Origin of the sequence: Granulicatella sp. zg-84 (assembly GCF_010892375.1) — a bacterium.
GTDB lineage: Bacteria > Bacillota > Bacilli > Lactobacillales > Aerococcaceae > WM01.
This window is the reverse complement of the sequence record NZ_WNJX01000010.1, coordinates 24,267-40,662: the sequence shown is the minus strand read 5'-3', so window position 1 is coordinate 40,662 and position 16,396 is coordinate 24,267. Positions and strand designations below refer to the sequence as shown.

21 protein-coding genes are annotated in these 16,396 nt (G+C 37.6%); all 21 read left to right on the top strand.

What is annotated here, in order from left to right:
* The 21 genes from GMA06_RS03495 (at window position 1) to GMA06_RS03395 (ending at window position 16,393) form a co-directional block, all read left to right on the top strand.
* On the top strand, window positions 1–162 hold the full coding sequence (locus GMA06_RS03495; protein ID WP_163561710.1) for a hypothetical protein: 162 nt from the start codon (window positions 1–3) through the stop codon (window positions 160–162).
* Window positions 146–526 carry a DUF4406 domain-containing protein gene (locus tag GMA06_RS03490; protein ID WP_163561709.1) on the top strand — a complete coding sequence of 127 codons (381 nt, stop codon included), beginning with the start codon at window positions 146–148 and terminating at the stop codon, window positions 524–526. Before GMA06_RS03495 ends, GMA06_RS03490 begins: the two co-directional genes overlap by 17 nt.
* Window positions 504–2,819, top strand: a complete 2,316-nt coding sequence (locus GMA06_RS03485; RefSeq protein ID WP_163561728.1) for a virulence-associated E family protein — start codon at window positions 504–506, stop codon at window positions 2,817–2,819. Before GMA06_RS03490 ends, GMA06_RS03485 begins: the two co-directional genes overlap by 23 nt.
* Before the next feature lie 252 nt (window positions 2,820–3,071).
* Window positions 3,072–3,347 (top strand): VRR-NUC domain-containing protein, encoded by a 276-nt coding sequence (locus tag GMA06_RS03480; protein WP_163561708.1) that lies wholly within the window; start codon window positions 3,072–3,074, stop codon window positions 3,345–3,347.
* Window positions 3,328–4,671 (top strand): DEAD/DEAH box helicase, encoded by a 1,344-nt coding sequence (locus GMA06_RS03475; protein WP_163561707.1) that lies wholly within the window; start codon window positions 3,328–3,330, stop codon window positions 4,669–4,671. The genes GMA06_RS03480 and GMA06_RS03475 overlap by 20 nt, the downstream gene beginning before the upstream one ends.
* 42 nt (window positions 4,672–4,713) lie before the next feature.
* Window positions 4,714–5,145, top strand: a complete 432-nt coding sequence (locus tag GMA06_RS03470) for a sigma-70 family RNA polymerase sigma factor (protein ID WP_163561706.1) — start codon at window positions 4,714–4,716, stop codon at window positions 5,143–5,145.
* A gap of 115 nt (window positions 5,146–5,260) precedes the next feature.
* A complete protein-coding gene (locus GMA06_RS03465) occupies window positions 5,261–5,479 on the top strand; it encodes a helix-turn-helix transcriptional regulator (protein ID WP_205426203.1) in 219 nt (72 codons plus the stop codon).
* A 39-nt stretch (window positions 5,480–5,518) separates the two neighbouring features.
* Window positions 5,519–5,887: an HNH endonuclease gene (locus GMA06_RS03460; protein WP_163561705.1), complete on the top strand. Its 369-nt coding sequence runs from the start codon at window positions 5,519–5,521 to the stop codon at window positions 5,885–5,887.
* A gap of 104 nt (window positions 5,888–5,991) precedes the next feature.
* Complete coding sequence (locus tag GMA06_RS03455) at window positions 5,992–6,570, top strand: terminase (protein WP_205426201.1); 579 nt, start codon at window positions 5,992–5,994, stop codon at window positions 6,568–6,570.
* A gap of 2 nt (window positions 6,571–6,572) precedes the next feature.
* A complete protein-coding gene (locus tag GMA06_RS03450) occupies window positions 6,573–7,355 on the top strand; it encodes an S-adenosylmethionine synthetase N-terminal domain-containing protein (protein ID WP_163561704.1) in 783 nt (260 codons plus the stop codon).
* A gap of 9 nt (window positions 7,356–7,364) precedes the next feature.
* Entirely contained in the window at window positions 7,365–8,606 is a 1,242-nt protein-coding gene (locus GMA06_RS03445; protein ID WP_163561703.1) for a site-specific DNA-methyltransferase, read from the top strand.
* Window positions 8,593–10,038 (top strand): DNA (cytosine-5-)-methyltransferase, encoded by a 1,446-nt coding sequence (dcm, locus tag GMA06_RS03440; protein ID WP_345940868.1) that lies wholly within the window; start codon window positions 8,593–8,595, stop codon window positions 10,036–10,038. Before GMA06_RS03445 ends, dcm begins: the two co-directional genes overlap by 14 nt.
* Before the next feature lie 62 nt (window positions 10,039–10,100).
* A complete protein-coding gene (locus tag GMA06_RS03435) occupies window positions 10,101–10,292 on the top strand; it encodes a hypothetical protein (protein WP_163545661.1) in 192 nt (63 codons plus the stop codon).
* Window positions 10,273–10,494 (top strand): DUF4314 domain-containing protein, encoded by a 222-nt coding sequence (locus GMA06_RS03430; protein ID WP_163545662.1) that lies wholly within the window; start codon window positions 10,273–10,275, stop codon window positions 10,492–10,494. Before GMA06_RS03435 ends, GMA06_RS03430 begins: the two co-directional genes overlap by 20 nt.
* Window positions 10,495–10,590: 96 nt before the next feature.
* Entirely contained in the window at window positions 10,591–10,884 is a 294-nt protein-coding gene (locus tag GMA06_RS03425) for a transcriptional regulator (RefSeq protein ID WP_163561701.1), read from the top strand.
* Window positions 10,885–11,037: 153 nt separating this feature from the next.
* Window positions 11,038–11,244 carry a hypothetical protein gene (locus GMA06_RS03420; protein ID WP_163561700.1) on the top strand — a complete coding sequence of 69 codons (207 nt, stop codon included), beginning with the start codon at window positions 11,038–11,040 and terminating at the stop codon, window positions 11,242–11,244.
* 36 nt (window positions 11,245–11,280) lie between these two features.
* Window positions 11,281–12,870: a terminase TerL endonuclease subunit gene (locus tag GMA06_RS03415; RefSeq protein WP_163561699.1), complete on the top strand. Its 1,590-nt coding sequence runs from the start codon at window positions 11,281–11,283 to the stop codon at window positions 12,868–12,870.
* A gap of 59 nt (window positions 12,871–12,929) precedes the next feature.
* Complete coding sequence (locus tag GMA06_RS03410) at window positions 12,930–13,529, top strand: type IV toxin-antitoxin system AbiEi family antitoxin domain-containing protein (RefSeq protein WP_205422865.1); 600 nt, start codon at window positions 12,930–12,932, stop codon at window positions 13,527–13,529.
* Window positions 13,522–14,355, top strand: coding sequence for a nucleotidyl transferase AbiEii/AbiGii toxin family protein (locus GMA06_RS03405; protein ID WP_163561698.1), 834 nt, complete (start codon window positions 13,522–13,524; stop codon window positions 14,353–14,355). The genes GMA06_RS03410 and GMA06_RS03405 overlap by 8 nt, the downstream gene beginning before the upstream one ends.
* A gap of 105 nt (window positions 14,356–14,460) precedes the next feature.
* Window positions 14,461–15,717, top strand: coding sequence for a phage portal protein (locus GMA06_RS03400; protein ID WP_163561697.1), 1,257 nt, complete (start codon window positions 14,461–14,463; stop codon window positions 15,715–15,717).
* Window positions 15,677–16,393 carry a head maturation protease, ClpP-related gene (locus tag GMA06_RS03395; protein ID WP_163561696.1) on the top strand — a complete coding sequence of 239 codons (717 nt, stop codon included), beginning with the start codon at window positions 15,677–15,679 and terminating at the stop codon, window positions 16,391–16,393. Before GMA06_RS03400 ends, GMA06_RS03395 begins: the two co-directional genes overlap by 41 nt.
* Window positions 16,394–16,396 lie beyond the last annotated feature (3 nt).

Here is a 16,396-nt window from a genome sequence, read left to right as displayed (position 1 = left end):
ATGAAAACAAAAAATGAATTCGGTATTTTTGCTGATAAAACTGAAGTGCTACAAAAGGTGGAGGTAGGTTTACTAGTTGCCTTTCCAAATGATGAAGATTGTAAAAAGCACCTAGAATGGTACAAAGTGAAATGGGAGGAAGAATATGGGAAAATCAACTAAACGCATCATGGCAGAAAAGCAACAAGCCTTTAAGCCGCTTGTCTATATCTGTGCACCGTATCGAGGTGATACAGAAAAACACATTCACAATGCCATACGGTATGCCAATTTTGCTTATCAAAAAGGGAACTTACCGATTACACCACATGTACTCTTCCCATTTCTTGACGAGGAGAAACATCGGGAAGATGCGATGGCAATGGATATTATCATGCTTGGCAAGTGTCAGGAAGTATGGGTGTTTGGCAATCGTATAACTGACGGCATGAAAGAAGAGTTAATTGTCGCAAAACGTAGACGACAACCGATTAGATATTTCAATGAGGAGTGTGAATCAGTTGATGAAGATAGCGTATGGGAATAAGCGAACAGATAAATTATGGAAAAATAGTGAAATAACTTGGGATGAGTTTTGTGACCGATTAAAAACACCCATCATAACCACTGAAAGTGTTTCAGAGTATCAAAAAATGCCTAAGAGCCAACAAGCAGATATTAAAGATGTTGGTGGTTTTGTCGCAGGGCATTTAAAGCAAGGGAGACGTAAGAAGGGACATGTATTGAGTCGTTCGATGGTTACATTAGATATGGATTTTGGGACAGTTGATATTTGGGAAGAGTTAACCTTGCTCTTTCCATATCGCTGTTTATTGTATTCAACCCATAGTCATCGTAAAGATAACCCTCGTTACCGTTTCATTATTCCGTTAAGCCGTGATGTGAGTCCGGAAGAATACGGTGCAGTGGCTCGTATGCTGGCTAAAGAGATAGGCATCGATTTGTTTGATGTGACAACTTATGATGTGGAACGTTTGATGTATTGGCCATCTGTGTCTAAAGATGGTGATTATCTATTTGACGTACAAGAGGGGCCGTTACTCAATCCTGATGATGTTCTTACGAAATACGATGATTGGACGGATATAACAACATGGCCAGTATCGTCAAAAGAATCACAAGTCATTAAGACGAATGATAAGACACAAAAAGACCCACTTGAAAAAGAAGGAATAGTGGGTGCTTTTTGTCGTACGTATAGTATCACTGAAACGATTGACACATTTCTATCCGATATCTACCAATCGACTACTATACCGAATCGCTATGATCATGTCGGCTCAGAGTCAAGTGCAGGTGTGGTGGTGTATGATGATAAGTTTGTGTATAGCCATCATGCGAGTGACCCAGCAGGTGGTAAATTACTAAACGCTTTTGATTTAGTGCGTGTTCATAAGTTTGGAGATGACGATAAAAAGGACATGTGGGTGTTTGCCAGTCAAGATGATGCCGTTAAACGCACACTGTTAGAAGAGCGAAAGCAACAAGCCATTCTTGATTTTTCAAGTGATGACGATTGGATGAAAAAGCTAACCTACCATCAAAAAACAGGTGTTATTGAAAATACACTGCGAAACTTGATGTTGATATTAGAGAATGATGACAACCTAAAATCGCTCGTTTTCAATCAATTACTTGATGGCATGGAGATTAAAGGAAGTGTGCCATGGAAACACCCGTCTAAATATTGGCGGGATGCCGATGATGCACAATTGATTTCTTATATTGATTTAACGTATGGGACTTTTTCTAGTCGTAACTACGACATTGCCGTAACAAAAATCACAGATGACCGTAGTTATCATCCCATTCGTGACTATCTGGAAGCCTTGCCTGAGTGGGATAAAATTGAACGAGTGGATACCTTATTAATTGACTATCTTGGAGCACCAGATAATGAATATGTAAGAGCTATAACACGAAAAATGTTGTGCGCTGCTGTGAAACGAGTTCAACAACCCGGATGCAAATTTGATACGATGCTTGTGTTAAATGGTCCACAAGGAGTAGGTAAATCAACCTTAATTTCCAAATTAGCCGGTGAGTGGTTTTCTGATAGTTTACATTTGTCGGATACTAAGGATAAAACTGCTGCGGAGAAATTACAAGGGTATTGGATATTAGAAATCGGTGAGTTGGCAGGACTTCGAAAAGCAGAAGTAGAGACATTACGTTCATTTTTATCTAGACAAAATGATGTCTACCGTGCAGCCTTTGGCAGACGTGCCACACAACATCCGCGGCAGTGTATTTTTATTGGGACAACGAATGCAGAAACTGGGTATTTGCGAGATACCACAGGCAATCGACGTTTTTGGCCTGTTCAAGTGAACGGTAATGGCAATAAACAATCGTGGGCATTAACGAGTGAGGATGTGTCGCAAATTTGGGCAGAGGTTAAACAGTATGTTGATGCCGGTGAAAAACTTTATCTTGATGAAAAGCAAGTGTTACTGGCCAAAGAAGAACAGCGTGAAGCCATGGAAGCAGACGAACGTGAAGGGTTAGTGAAGGATTATCTTGATTTATTGCTACCTGAAAATTGGCATACAATGAGTCTGTACGAGCGTAGAAATTACATTAATGGAGAATCTGAATTTGGTGATGTGAACCATAAAGGTATTGTCGTGCGTGATTCTGTTTGTACTTTGGAAATTTGGTGTGAGTGTTTTGGAAAAGAGCGCGCCAACATTAAACGTACCGACTCAAACGACATCATTTCTATTTTAATAAAACTAGGTTGGATTCGTGAACATCAGAAGAAGCGTTTCTCGATTTACGGACCGCAATATTTTTACGTACCTAAGTCGTGTTCTTGAGAGTGTTCCAAGGGAAATCAGTGTTTTGGAAATGTTAGGTACACAGTTTGAAAACGTATCGTACCTAAGTTTTAATGGTAGGAACATTCCATAGGCACATCAGTAAAAAGTTATTCTATCAAGCTTTTTACTGAGTCGTGTTCTTATGTTCTTATTATTATAAATAATATAAATATATAAGAAATAGAGAGATAGATACAGTAAATACACGTATATAAACTATATAGAGAAAATTTGGGAGGCATTAGCACAGTGAAAGAAAAATACATTGAACAAAAATTAGTAGCTGAAGTGAAAAAAGCTGATGGGTTGTGTATCAAGCTAGTGGGGATGGTAGGTATCCCCGATCGAATGGTATTACTGCCTAATGGGAAGATAGGGTTTGTGGAAGTAAAGCAAAAAGGCAAGAAACCAAGAGCCATTCAAGTCAAGCGGATAACACAACTGAGCAGTCTAGGGGTTCAGTGCTTTGTCCTTGATGACGTGGTACAGATTGGAGGGATTATCCATGCAATACAAGCCACATAAGTATCAACGGTACGCCAGTGAGTTTATTTTAAAGCATGATGCATCAGCGTTATTATTGGATTGCGGACTTGGGAAAAGTATCATCACTTTGACAGTTATTGATGAGTTAATGCTTGATTATTTTGACGTATCAAAAGTATTGGTCATTGCACCACTTCGAGTAGCCAGTGCGACTTGGCCAAGTGAAATCAATAAATGGTCACACTTAAAGCATTTAACGTATTCAATCGTTGTTGGGAGTGAGAAAGAACGACAACAGGCATTAAAGCAAAAAGCCCATATTTATTTAATCAATCGAGAGAATGTGGATTGGTTGATCAATAAGAGTGGGTATAAATTTGACTTTGATATGGTTGTGATTGACGAAATGAGTTCTTTTAAGTCTTACCAAAGCAAACGAGTGAAAAGTCTACTCAAGGTACGTCCGTATATTAAACGTATTGTTGGTTTGACGGGCACACCAAGCAGTAATGGGTTAATGGATTTATGGGCTCAGTTTCGTATTTTAGATTTTGGTCAAAGACTGGGGCGATACATCAGTCATTATCGCAATACTTACTTCGTACCAGATAAACGTAATGGTGCAATTGTCTATTCTTACAAACCACAAGCCAATGCTGAAGATAGAATTTATCAAGCGATTAGTGATATTACCATTTCGATGAAAGCTAAAGATTATCTTGAAATGCCAGAATGTGTGATGAATGAAGTGGTGGTAAGTCTTGGCGATAGAGAACAAAAGATATACAACACCTTAAAACAAGAAATGATTACGACCGTAAAAGATGTTGAAATTGACGCTATCAATGCAGCCAGTTTATCCAACAAACTGTTACAAATGGCAAATGGTACGGTGTATGACGAGAATAAAGTCACACATACCATTCACGATAAGAAGTTGGATGCATTAGAAGATTTAATTGAATCGGCCAATGGTAAACCTGTGTTAGTGTCTTATTGGTTTCAAAGTGATCGTGATAGAATCATGAAACGCTTGGATGTGCGAGAAATTAAAACTAGCCAAGACATTACGGATTGGAATGACGGTAAAATAGCTGTTGCTTTAATTCATCCAGCAAGTGCAGGACATGGACTTAATTTACAGCAAGGTGGGTCGACATTGATTTGGTATTCACTCACTTGGTCATTGGAGTTGTACCAACAAACGAATGCACGGCTTTATCGCCAAGGGCAACAAGATACAGTCATTATTCATCACATATTGACAAAAGGGACAATTGACTTTGATGTGATGAAAGCATTGAAACAAAAAGATAAAATACAAACGGCACTGATGCATGCAGTTAAAGCAAATCTTGAGTAGGAGTTCTATGGAGAACTTACCTCAGTAACATGGGAGGTAAGCATGAAAGCAAAAGATTTTTTTAAAACAATCAAACAACTTGAAAACCAAATTGAATCAAAACGGTATATGGCACAAACCTATCGTACGTTAGCTGAAGGTGTAAGGTCTCCTGTTTACTCTGACATGCCAAAGAGTCCGAATCGTCAACTAGAACCAATGGCTGAAGCGTTAATAAAGGCAGTAGAGATTGAAGAAGAAATAAAAGCGCTAGAATATGAATTGACTCAAAAGAGAGCAGATGTGATTGATTTGATTTCTAAACTGGAAAAGGACCATCAAATCGTATTGATTAAAAGGTACTTTGAAAAGAAATCATGGGGAGAAATTGCAGCGAGTATGTATTACACAGAGCGATGGATTTATAAGATGCATGGCACTGCATTGAAACAACTTGATGAATTGTTCAGTCGAGTTCAGTTGAGTTCATGTTAGTTCAGTAGTATTCAGTTCTTATGTTGTGGTATTATATAATCAGCAAAAAATATAGAGATTGTCATACAAGCAATAATTTTATAAAATGTAAAGCAGTTACATGGAGGAAAGCTTAATGATAATCATTAGTTTGAAAGCAGCCAGAGTGAATGCTAATCTAACGTTGATTGAGGCATCTAATCAATTAAATATCAATAAAGATACTTTATGTCGACTTGAACGAGATTCGACTGATATTCCAATCTCTCTCGTTCATAAAATGGTTGCGCTCTATAAAATTCCAATGGAAAATTTATATTTTGGTAAGATATCAGAATTCAATAAGACTCGGTAGTTTTATACTACTGGGTCTTTTCTTATGGGAGGAAATAAGATGCCAACAAAACCAAAACGACCGTGTTCGTATCCAATGTGTCCAAGCTTAACACACGGACAATTTTGTCAGGAGCACCAAAGACAAGAAAATAAACGCTACGAGAAGTACGACCGCAATCCAATCTTACGCAAAAGATATAACGGACAGTGGCGAAAGATACGTGCAAGATATGTTAAAGCTCATCCGTACTGTGAATTATGTTTTAAAGAAGGTTATATGAAACAGGTAGAAGAAGTTCATCACATCACCCCTTTATCTGAAGGAGGAACGCATAACAAGGAAAATTTAATTTCTTTATGTCAGTCTTGTCATGCACGCATTCATGCCAAAGATGGGAGTCGATGGCATAAAAACATTAAGGGGTAGGGGGATGAAAATCTCTACGATTGATCCCAAAGGATAACGGGTGCCTCCCGTCACGCACAAAAACGCCTATTCAAACAGGGTATATAAAACTGAAGGAGGAACATATGGCAAGAGATGGTACAAATCGTGGTGGTAGACGTAGAAATACTGGTCCAAAACCACAAACAGCCATAGATAAAATTCAAAAAGGACAAATGGTCAAAGTGATGCCAAACGATATTCTAGAACTTGATGTCCATGAATTGGATGCAGTTGATTTACCAGAAGGAGTCTTACTTGAAGGTAACACAATGCCCAAGCCGAGTGAGTATTTATCAGCGAATCAGAAGAACGGTTTACCACTTGGTGCTGATGTGATTTATGCTGAAATTTGGTTATGGCTTAAAGAACGCAACTGTGACAAGCTAGTGAATAAACGGTTGATTGAATCCTATGCACAAGCATTGGCAAGACATATCCAATGTGAAGAAGCTATGAGCAGTTATGGGTTGCTTGGTAAACATCCCACTACTGGTGCAGTGGTGACATCTCCCTTTGTGCAGATGTCGATTCAATTTCAAAAACAAGCCAACTTATTATGGTATGAAATTTATGATATCGTCAAACAAAATTGTACAGAAGTATTTGAAGATACAGGAAGCGATATGATGGAGCGTTTACTACGTTCTAGGAAAGGATTATAAATATGATTGAAAAAGTAAACCCACAACACCCAGACAAGATTGCTGATCGCATTGCAGGGGCCATTGTGGACTTAGCCTATACAAAGGAAGATAAACCAAAGATTGCGGTTGAGGTATTGATTGGACATGGTAAGTGTCATGTCATTATTGAAACCACAGTCACTTTAAAGAAAAAAGAGATTATCCCAATTATTGAACGCATTGCTGGTCAGATAGCGTGTGATATCACTATTGAAAAACAAGATGAACATTTGGCAAATAATCAAAAAGAAAAAATGCGATGTGGTGATAATGGTATCTTTAAGGGGGTTCCACTCACAGATGAACAGAAACGACTATCAGATATTGCACGAAATATTTATAGACAATACCCCTTTGATGGTAAATACATTTTAGACGGTGAAAAACTGATTATTTGTCAAAGTAATGCTTATACGCAGTTTTTACAAAGTCAATTTCCCAATGCCATCATTAATCCGTTAGGTGATTGGACAGGTGGGACGGATGTAGACACTGGTGCTACTAACCGTAAGCTAGGCAGTGACATGGCAGATTCAGTAACAGGTGGTGGTTTACATGGTAAAGATTTATCGAAAGCAGATGTATCGGTCAATATTTATGCCTTTTTAAGAGCACAACAGGTAAATGAACCTGTGTTTTTCTCATGTGCTATTGGCGATGAAACAATTGACGGTATACCGTATGAGGATATTGTCAACATCGCAAAAGAATATGTAGACGCCATCGGTGGTTTTGAAAAACTAGCCGAATGGGGTCTTTTTTAGAGGTGTGAGATGAACAAAGAAGCAACCTATTATTTAGCTAATATTCATGACCTTATCCCTTATGCGAACAATGCAAGGACGCATTCAGATACTCAAATTGCACAAATTGCTTCCAGCATAAAAGAGTTTGGGTTTCTTAATCCAATTATTGTATCACGTGATCACACAATTCTCTGTGGACACGGTCGTTATTATGCCGCACAAAAGTTAGGTTTGGAAAAGATACCCTGTATCAAAGAGGAACATCTAACGGAAGCACAAAAGAAAGCATATATTATCGCAGATAATAAACTAGCACTTAACGCTGGGTGGGATAATGACCTATTAACCATTGAGTTATCTGAATTACAAGGGTTAGACTTTGATTTAGACTTGCTTGGATTTGATGATAAAGAATTATCCAAACTGTTTGATGACGAAAAAGATATTCAAGAAGATGACTTTGATGTCAATGACGAGTTAACGAAACCAGCGATGACACAAGTCGGTGACATTTGGCATTTAGGCAAACATATGTTAATTTGTGGTGATTCTACGAAAGAAGAAACCTACAAAGCGTTACTGGATGATACAAAAGTGAATCTAGTGGTAACTGATCCACCTTATAATGTGAACTATGAAGGTAGTGCAGGAAAAATTAAAAACGATGATATGGAAGATGGAGTGTTTTATCAGTTCTTGTGTGATGCTTTTACGCAAGCTGAAAAGGTCATGGCGCAAGATGCAAGTATCTATGTCTTCCATGCAGATACGGAAGGTTATAACTTTAGAAAAGCATTTAAAGATGCAGGATTTTATTTATCAGGGACGTGTATTTGGAAAAAACAGTCACTTGTTTTGGGGAGAAGCCCTTATCAGTGGCAACATGAACCCATTTTGTTTGGTTGGAAACAAAAAGGTAAACATCAATGGTATACCGGTAGAAAAGAATCGACGATTTGGGAGTTTGATAAACCAAAGAAAAATGCAGACCATCCAACGATGAAACCCCTCGAGTTGATGGCTTATCCGATTAAAAATTCAAGTATGACCAATAGTGTTGTATTCGATATGTTTGGTGGTAGTGGGTCTACTTTATTGGCGAGTGACCAATTAGATCGCATATGTTACACCATTGAACTGGACGAAAAGTTTTGTGATGTGATTGTTAAGCGCTACATTGAACAAGTAGGGAAAACAGATAGTGTGTATGTCATTCGTGATGATAAGAAAATACCATACGATGACTTAGTAGGTGATGAAAATGCGTAAGTTAACAATGGGAAGTTTATTTTCAGGGTCAGGAGGTTTTGAACTCGCTTCAAAATTGTCTGGTATTACACCGATTTGGAATTCAGAAGTCGAACCGTTTCCTGTGCTTGTCACTAGGAAGAATTTCCCAGAAGTCAAACAATTAGGCAATATTCAACATATCAACGGCAAAAGAATACCACCAGTAGATATCATTACTTTTGGTAGTCCTTGTCAAGATTTATCTATAGCAGGCAAAAGACAAGGGTTGGACGGTAAAAAGTCTAACCTTTTTTATGAAGCTATTCGAGTAATTAAAGAAATGAGGGAGGCAACAAATGGCAACTATCCACGATTTATCATCTGGGAAAATGTCCCAGGTGCCTTCTCAAGCAACAAAGGAGAAGATTTCAGATGTGTCCTTGAAGCCATCTGCCACATCAAAGACATACAGACATCTATCCCTAGACCTTCAAAATGGGCAAATAGTGGCAACATCGTGGGTGGAACATTCTCTCTTGCATGGCGAGTGTTGGACGCTCGGTATTTTGGAGTCCCCCAAAGACGCAAAAGAATCTTTCTTGTCGCAGATTTTAATGGCAGATGTGCCAGTGAAATATTATTTGACGAAAAAAGCGTGCCAAGGGATATTGAAACGAGCAGCACTACGAAACAAGACACTACCAACAATACTAGAACAAGCCCTACGTTATGCCTAAATGACCAAGGTGGAGAGCGTATGGACGTGACAGAAGATTTCACAGCCACACTTCGTGCCAAAGGGAATCGAGCCCCGTATGTGTTTGACAATCACGGACAAGACAGTCGATTTAATGGACCGCTTGACGTATCCCCAACATTGGGGGCAAACCTTGGTTTAGGGGGCAATAATCAACCATTGGTAGTGGATGCCAAAACTTACGACATTCGTTTGACAAGCGAAAACACACGCAATGTCAGGGCGAATGTTTACGAAACAGATACCTCAAGAACGATTGATACTGGTGGAAACAATCCAGACAGAAATCAAGGTGGATTAGCTGTGGTGTATTCCACCAGTAAAAACTCACACCATACAATCGCTAATGTGAATGAAGTTGGGACGCTTGTGGCAAGTGATTATAAAGATCCACCAACCGTCATGGAAAGAAACTTAAAGGTGCGTAGATTAACACCATTAGAGTGTGGTCGATTACAAGGCTTTCCAGATGATTGGTGTAAGGATTTAGCGGTTTTAGCACCAAGTGAGGAAGATTTGATATTTTGGAAAAATGTTTTTGAAGAGCATCGAATCATCAACGGACAGAAGAAAGCGAAATCTGACAAACAATTAGTAAAGTGGTTATCTAATCCATATTCAGATACTGCAGAATATAAGATGTGGGGTAACGGTGTCGCACTACCTTGTGTCATTTATCTGATGAAAAAAATCTTCGAAATAGCGAACAAATGACTTGATAAATAATCGGTTTAGAGTGATATATAGTGTAACGAAAATACAGGAGGTTAATTCTGATGACACAAGCATTAAACGAAAAATTATACGAGGTTGCAGAAAAGCATATTTTTTCTTTAGAAGGTAGAGGCGATTTAGTACCTAGAATGCGAGATAACGATGATTTTTTGGATGTTTATGTGATGAGTTTAGAGAAACTTTTAAAAGAAGTCTATGAGTTGGGAAAAGCAGATGGAAAAAATGAAAAATAACATTGAGAAATTAAGATTGGAGTACCAAAACGGTACTCGAGTGAAACTTGTTAAAATGGATGACAAACAAGCGCCACCTATTGGCACAAAAGGGACTGTGTTAGGAGTAGATGACATTGGCTCTATTATGGTTTCTTGGGATAATGGTAGTCGATTGAGTGTCGTATTGGGTGAAGATTGTTGTATGAAACTTGATGATTAAAAAAATTGAATCATCATGAGAAATAATTAAAAAAGACTTGATATTTATAGTGTTTAGAGTGATATATAGTGTAACGAAACAAAAGGAGAAAACACCATGTACAGACATACACAAGAAGCACTCAACGGATTAAAAACAGAAATAAAAGCCTGCAAAAAATATGTAGATTTAGCTACTCAACAAGCACAAAAAGGAAACGTAGGCAATGCGATTCAATTTTTAGAGATTGCCCAAACGGCAAGGACGTGTGCCAACCAAGCACATGAAGCCTTATGGGATTTATCAAAAGGGCAACTAAGTGATGACGCATTTGATCGTTTTTGCGAAGCAGAAACCCTAAGTCAAGTGATACACAAGGCACATAAAGCCATTCAACAAGCAAGATTTTAAGAAAAATGGATTGGATAGGGGTTTATACAAGTTTGTCACGTTCATTGAAGAAGATAAAAAAGAATGTCGTAAAATCATTCTAAATAGTGAAAAAACACTTGATAAATAGTCGTTTTAGAGTGATATATCGTGTAACAACATGAAAGCGAGGCAATGAACATGACAAGATTTGAAAAACATTTTAACATGATACAAGTTGATCCATTTTCAGCAAGAGAGATTTTAGAAGAAAGACAACAGGAACTGAATCGTTTAAAAAACAAACGAGACTGTTGTAAAAATGGATTTAGATGGCAATGTATCACACAAGAATTAGAACAGCTAGAAAAAGAATATCAATTTTTAGATGCATTGATTTAGGAGCATTGGCTCCTTTTTTTGTTGGGAGGACAGAACATGACCTATAAACCAAGTCCGTTTAAATTAAAGACATCAACCTATAATAAAGAGTTCGCTGACTATGCCGTCAATTTTATTGAATGCCTATCGCATACTAAAGGCACATGGGCAGGGAAGCCATTCAAACTTCTTCAATGGCAAGAACAAATCATCAGAGATTTATTTGGGATAGTCAAGCCAGATGGGTATCGACAGTTTAATACGGCATACATTGAAATCCCTAAAAAGATGGGTAAGAGTGAGTTAGCGGCTGCTGTTGCATTATTGCTTTGTTGCGGAGATTTTGAAGAACGTGCTGAAGTCTATGGTTGTGCAGCAGACCGACAACAAGCGAGTATTGTCTTTGAAGTAGCAGCAGATATGGTAAGAATGTGTCCTGCATTAAATAAGCGAGTTAAGATTCTAGCTTCTCAAAAACGGCTTGTGTATTTACCAACCAACAGTTTTTATCAAGTCTTATCAGCTGAGGCTTACTCCAAGCATGGTTTTAATATTCACGGTGTGGTGTTTGATGAATTGCATACACAGCCCAACAGAAAGCTCTTTGACGTTATGACCAAAGGGAGTGGAGATGCACGCACACAGCCCCTTTATTTTTTAATCACAACGGCTGGTACAGATACCCATTCGATTTGTTTTGAAACGCACCAAAAAGCAAAGGACATCTTAGACGGACGGAAAGTCGACCCTACTTTTTATCCCGTCATATACGGTGCGGATGAAAATGATGATTGGACCGATCCAAAGGTGTGGCATAAAGCCAATCCGTCACTTGGTGTGACCGTACCGATTGAAAAGGTGGAAATGGCATGTGAATCGGCTAAACAAAATCCAGGAGAAGAAAATGCCTTTAGGCAACTGCGACTCAATCAATGGGTTAAACAAGCCATTCGTTGGATGCCAATGGAGAAATGGGATGCGTGTGCGTTTAGTGTGAATGAAGAAGACCTAGAAGGTCGTGTGTGTTATGGAGGCTTAGACTTATCTTCTACAACTGACTTGACTGCGTTTGTATTAGTCTTTCCACCAGAAGATGAAGACGATAAATATGTGATACTACCATACTTTTGGTTGCCAGAAGATACCATTCCATTAAGAGTTAGACGTGACCATGTGCCGTATGATTTATGGGAGAAGCAAGGGCATGTTGAAACGACAGAAGGAAATGTTGTGCATTACGGTCATATTGAAAAATTTATTGAACGATTAGGTCAAATATTTAACATTAAAGAAATTGCCTTTGACCGTTGGGGAGCCGTTCAAATGGTTCAAAATTTAGAAGGCATGGGCTTTACAGTGGTGCCATTTGGTCAAGGATTTAAAGATATGAGCCCACCAACTAAGGAACTTATGAAATTAACCCTAGAGAAGAAAATCGCACATGGGGGGCATCCTGTTTTAAGATGGAATATGGATAACATTTTTATTCGAACAGACCCAGCAGGAAATATCAAAGCAGATAAAGAAAAATCAACAGAAAAGATTGACGGTGCCATTGCGACTATTATGGCATTAGATAGAGCTATTCGTTGTGGGAATGTCAATACGGAAAGTGTGTATGATGGGCGCGGAATTTTGTTTATGTAACCTTAAGCTTGCATTTGTGCGTTATTTATTTTATAATAAAGCACAAAAGGAAGTGCGAAATGATGAATGAAGATAAGATAAGAAAAATGATAGAAAAAAATAATGGTATCATAACAGCTAAAGAAGTATCAGAGAGTGAAGTAGAATCATGGTACCTTACGAATATGGTAAAAAAAGGAAAGCTCGAAAGAGTTGCAAGAGGTATTTATTTTGATTCTAATTATGATAATTACGATGAACTTTATATTTTTCAACTTAAAAACAAAGCATGCATTTATTCCTACCAAACGGCACTATATCTTTATGGTTTGACCGATAGAATCCCCTTTATTAATGAAGTCACTGTGAAACAAGGATATAATGCATGGCGTATCAAAGAAACAGTCTTTGTTCATCAAATAAAAAAAGAATGGTATGAGATAGGATTGACTAAAGTTATGACAGAGATGGGAAATCTTGTATATGCTTATGATATGGAAAGAACTCTTTGTGATTTGGTAAGAGATAGAAAAAACCAAGATGTAGAAATATTTTCAAAAGCTTGGAATTTTTATCTAAAGAAAGGTTCCAGAGACATATGGAAACTTAGAGAGTATGCTAAGGCATTTAATATATCACAGCAGATAGAGGAAATACTGGAGGTAATTGTTCATGAATAAAGATAGTATTACGCAAAAATTAAGAAACAAGGCTAAAGAACTAGAATTAAATTACAATACAGTATTAAGTAAATTTTTCTTTGATGAATTTTTGAAATTACTAGCAAACAGCAATCATAAAGAAAATTTTATGCTCAAGGGAGGAATGCTTTTAACGTATGCATTAGGCATTCAAAATAGATCTACTCAAGACATTGATTTTTTAGTAAAAGGAATAAAATTGAATGCTACAGAAATAAAAAAAGTTTTAGAAGATATTTTAGGAAAAACGAATCAATCGGATATATGGTTTGAATTGATTAGTGATGTGCAAGAAATTCGAGTAGAAGATGAATATGGTGGATTGAAGTTTCATGTAATTGGGCATTTATCAAATATTAGAATTCCTTTTTCTATTGATGTTGCAACAGGTGACCCAATCTTTCCGTATCCAAAAATAGAGAACTATACTACAATTTTAGGCGATAATATTGAATTAAAAATATATCCATTGGAATCTGTGTTATCAGAGAAACTACAGACAGTATTGGCAAGAGCAGAAAATAATAGTAGAAGTAAAGATTTCTATGATATTTATGCTATTTTGAATAATAAATTAGAAATGGTAGATACAGAACAGCTTAAAATAGCCGTTCTCATGACATTTAAATATAGAAAGACAGAAATTACAAAAGATGAAGCGAAACAAATTATTGACAATATTAATAATGATTCTTTAGTTAAAGAAAGATGGATAAGATATCAAAAGAAAAATCCATATGCTAAAGATATTGAATTTAATGAAATCGTTAAGTGTTTAAATGATTTAGTTGAATTGTCCATGTAAGACAAAAACTTAAAATGGTCTTTTTTTAAGGGGAATATCATAATTAAGGGAAAGTATCTACTGAAAAGTAGGTGCTTTTATTATACTTAAAATTGGGAGGCAACAATGAAATTATTTAGTGGGCTATTTCGTTCAAGAGATAAACCAGAAAACAAACTCAGCAATAATAGTTATTCCTTTTTCATTGGGCAATCATCTAGTGGGAAACGAGTCAATGAACGAACGGCGATGACCATGAGTGCGGTGTATTCGTGTGTCCGTATTTTATCGGAGACATTGGCAAGTTTACCCCTTCATGTGTATGAGATAACAGATGTGGGGAGTCAAAAAGCAACGAATCATAGTTTATATAACCTCCTGCACAATGAACCAAATAGTGAAATGACGAGTTTTATCTTTCGAGAAACCTTGATGACACACTTACTCTTGTGGGGGAATGCTTATGCACAAATCATCCGTAATGGCAAAGGGGATGTGGTGGGGTTATACCCACTTATGCCAGATAAAATGACGGTGGATAGAGATGACAACCATACGATTTATTATGAATATCTAAGTACTAATGGGGAACGAGTGAGATTATCCTATCAAGATGTGCTACACATACCAGGTTTAGGTTTTGATGGTTTGGTTGGTTACTCACCGATTGCGATGGCAAAAAATGCGATTGGCATGTCGATTGCCGCAGAAGAATATGGGGCAAAGTTCTTTTCTAATGGGGCAACACCATCGGGTATTTTAGAACATCCAGGGACGGTTAAAAATGCAGAAAGTCTAAGGGAAAGTTGGACAAGGGGCTTTTCAGGGAATAACTCGCATAAGGTGGCGATTTTAGAAGAAGGCATGAAGTACACGCCCATTTCTATATCGCCTAATGAAGCACAGTTTTTAGAAACACGTAAATTTCAACTAAACGAGATCGCTCGCATTTTTAGGATTCCACCCCATATGGTAGGAGATCTTGAAAAGTCGAGCTTTTCTAATATCGAACAACAGTCACTTGAATTTGTGAAATACACCTTAGATCCATGGGTGATTCGGTTTGAACAAGCCTTTAATCGCAGATTACTAAAAGATAAAGAAAAAGCACAGTTTTATGTGAAGTTTAATGTGGATGGTCTGCTTCGTGGCGATTATCAGTCACGTATGAATGGCTATGCGGTAGGTCGTCAAAATGGGTGGATGAGTGCGAATGATATTCGTCTACTAGAAAACCTAGATAGAATACCTACTGAAGAAGGTGGTGACTTATATTTAGTGAATGGGAATATGTTACCACTAAAACACGCAGGAGCATTCGCAAATTTGAATAAGGAGGAAAATGCCAGTGAGGAAGTTTTGGAATTGGAAAACAAACAATAAGGATGAACATCTATTGTTTTTAAATGGCACGATTGCAGAGGAGTCTTGGTTTGATGATGACGTCACGCCAAGACTTTTTAAATCGGAATTAGACAAGCATCAGGGAGATATTACCGTGTGGATTAATTCGCCAGGTGGGGATTGTATCGCGGCTGCTCAAATTTACAACATGTTAATGAACCATAAAGGAGAAGTAGTCATCAAAATTGATGGGATTGCCGCAAGTGCCGCATCGGTGATTGCCATGGCAGGGACAAAGGTGTTGATGAGCCCCGTTTCCATGATGATGATTCATAATCCTATGACGATTGCTTTTGGAGACAAAGAGCATATGAAACAAGCCATTTCTATGTTGGATGAGGTAAAAGAATCCATTATGAATGCCTATGAAATCAAAACAGGTTTAAATCGTCAAAAACTATCCAATATGATGGATGGTGAAACGTGGATGAATGTTCATAAAGCCATTGAATTGGGATTTTGTGATGGGTTACTCGAGCGAGAGGGCAATGAAACAATTGAGGTAGTTGTCGTATCAAACGCATATTCAAAAATGGTGGTTGAAAATTCACTCAAAGAAAAATTGGTTGAAAAATGTCACATTCAGCCAAAAATCAACACAGCACAGTCGCAAGATTTACTAGACAGACTTAACTTAATCAAAAATTGGAGGTAATAC